This window comes from Parasphingorhabdus sp. (assembly GCF_041748495.1).
Lineage (GTDB): Bacteria > Pseudomonadota > Alphaproteobacteria > Sphingomonadales > Sphingomonadaceae > Parasphingorhabdus.
On record NZ_JBGTDD010000023.1, the window covers coordinates 1 to 2,343 of the forward strand.

Genomic DNA, 2,343 nt, shown 5'->3' on the forward strand with positions numbered 1-2,343 from the left:
CTCCTTTACGTTGCCGTCATCATCGACCAGCATCGCCGTGAAACGAAGGACCTTGCCCTCGCTGTCGAGAGTCATGCCGTTTACATTTTCAATCAGGCTATCCGCCTGGGCGGGGCCCGATGCGAGACAAAGGCTTGCCGCAATCGCGCATAAAGCCACCCCATGATTTTTCAGCCAAGCGTGCATATCATCTGCCTTTTTCTATTTTCTTTTCGGGAGCCGTGAGACCAGCGAACTTGTGTCATTGCGTCCGCCGCCCGCAGCCTGCACTTCGGCATAAAATTGGTCGACCAGCGCGGCCACCGGGATGGTCGCGCCATTGGTCCGGGCTTCCTCGATCGCCAGCCCGAGATCCTTGCGCATCCAGTCGACTGCAAAGCCGAAATCAAATTCGTCCTTCGCCATGGTCGCCCAGCGATTGTCCATTTGCCAGCTTTGCGCGGCGCCACCGGAAATCGCTTCGTGAACCTTGTCCAGATCCAGCCGGCTTGCCTGGGCGAAACGCAACGCCTCCGACAGGCCTTCGAGGACTCCCGCGATCGCAATCTGGTTGCACATCTTGGTGGTTTGTCCGGCCCCGGTGCGGCCGACATGGACGATGCGTCCGGCATAAGCCGACATCACCGGTTCGGCCGCGGCAAAGGCTTGCTCGCTGCCGCCGCACATGATCGACAGGCTGCCCTTTTCCGCACCCGCCTGCCCGCCGGACACCGGCGCGTCGATGACATGAATGCCGCGCCCTTCGGCTTCGACCGACAATTGCCGGGCGATGCGCGCGGACACGGTCGTATGGTCGATGAACAGAGCGCCGGACGCCATGGTCGAAAAGGCACCGTCGCGGCCCATGGTGACGGAAGCGAGATCATCGTCATTGCCGACGCAGGTGATCACGATCTGATTGTCTTTTGCCGCAGTAGCCGGATTATCGGCTAAAGACCCGCCGTGTTCCGCCACCCATGCCTCGGCCTTGGCTCTCGTCCGGTTGTACACCGTCAACTCATGCCCCGCCTTGGCCAGATGACCCGCCATGGGTCCGCCCATCACGCCGATCCCGATAAATGCAATTTTCGCCATAGATTCCAATAACTCCTTGAACGGCCATAATCATTGTTTCCCTCGATGACCAGATGCGTTAGGGCCTCTGGCGATATGAATGATATGCAGACCTCCACCCTTCCCTCGTTTGACTTTGAGGATGTGAAAGCGGCGCACGACCGGATCAAGGGGCGGGTCGTCCACACGCCGACGCTAAAGAGCATCACCCTGTCTGAGCTCAGCGGCGCAGAAGTCTTTCTCAAATTCGAGAATTTGCAATTTACCGCTGCCTATAAGGAACGCGGTGCGCTCAATGCGCTGCTCCTGATGGACCAGAGCAAACGCAAGGCAGGCGTAATCGCCGCCTCGGCCGGCAATCATGCCCAGGGACTCGCCTATAACGCCAAAAATCTGCACATACCCGCGACGATCGTCATGCCCAGCACCACGCCGATGGTAAAGGTCGAACAGACCCGCGGCCATGGTGCCGAAATCGTCATTTTCGGCAGCAATTATGATGAGTCATACACCCATGCAATGTTGCTCGCCGAACAGCGGGGACTCACTTACATCCATGCCTTTGATGACCCGCATGTCGCAGCTGGTCAGGGTACCGTTGCGATCGAGATGCTTGAAGCGGTGCCCGATCTCGACCGATTGATCATACCGATAGGCGGCGGCGGACTGTTTTCCGGCATGGCAACCGCAGCGGATGCGATCAAGCCGGGGATCAAGATGACCGGCGTGCAGGCGGCCCCTTATCCCAGCATGTACGGTACATTGACCGGCACAGTTGTCGAGGCCGGGGGCGATACGCTGGCCGAAGGCATTGCAGTGCGCAATCCTTCCGAATTCACCGCTGCGATCATCCGGAAATATGTCGACGAGATTCTGCTGGTCAGTGAAGCACAGCTGGAAAGCGCGGTCAGCTTGCTGTTGCAGATAGAAAAAACCGTGGTCGAAGGCGCGGGAGCAGCCGGTCTTGCGGCGCTTCTGGGAAATACCGACAAGTTCAAGGGCGAAAAGGTTGGCCTCGTGTTGTGCGGTGGCAACATCGATACGCGCCTGCTGGCGAACGTCCTCCTGCGCGACCTTGCCCGATCGGGCCGTCTGGCGCGCCTCCGCCTGCATCTGCGCGACCAGCCCGGCGCGCTGTATAATGTTGTGAAGCAATTTGCCGAGCACGAAGTCAATATTATCGAAGTCTATCACCAGCGCGTTTTCACCAACCTGCCGGCAAAGGGCCTGATCACCGATATTGAATGCGAGGCCAAGGACAGGGAACAGCTGGAAGGCTTGATCGCCGAC

General features: G+C 58.9%; 3 protein-coding genes. 1 reads left to right on the plus strand and 2 read right to left on the minus strand.

Annotated elements, in window-relative coordinates:
- Together ACEW8J_RS01875 and ACEW8J_RS01880 are read right to left on the minus strand one after the other, a co-directional pair.
- On the minus strand, window positions 1-186 hold a 186-nt coding region (locus ACEW8J_RS01875), incomplete at its 3' end, for a hypothetical protein (RefSeq protein ID WP_373489931.1).
- Between the two features lie 15 nt (window positions 187-201).
- Entirely contained in the window at window positions 202-1,074 is an 873-nt protein-coding gene (locus ACEW8J_RS01880; protein ID WP_373489932.1) for an NAD(P)-dependent oxidoreductase, read from the minus strand.
- Window positions 1,075-1,149: 75 nt separating this feature from the next.
- Between ACEW8J_RS01880 and ACEW8J_RS01885 the strand changes: the two genes are divergently transcribed.
- On the plus strand, window positions 1,150-2,343 hold a 1,194-nt coding region (locus ACEW8J_RS01885), incomplete at its 3' end, for a threonine ammonia-lyase (protein WP_373489933.1).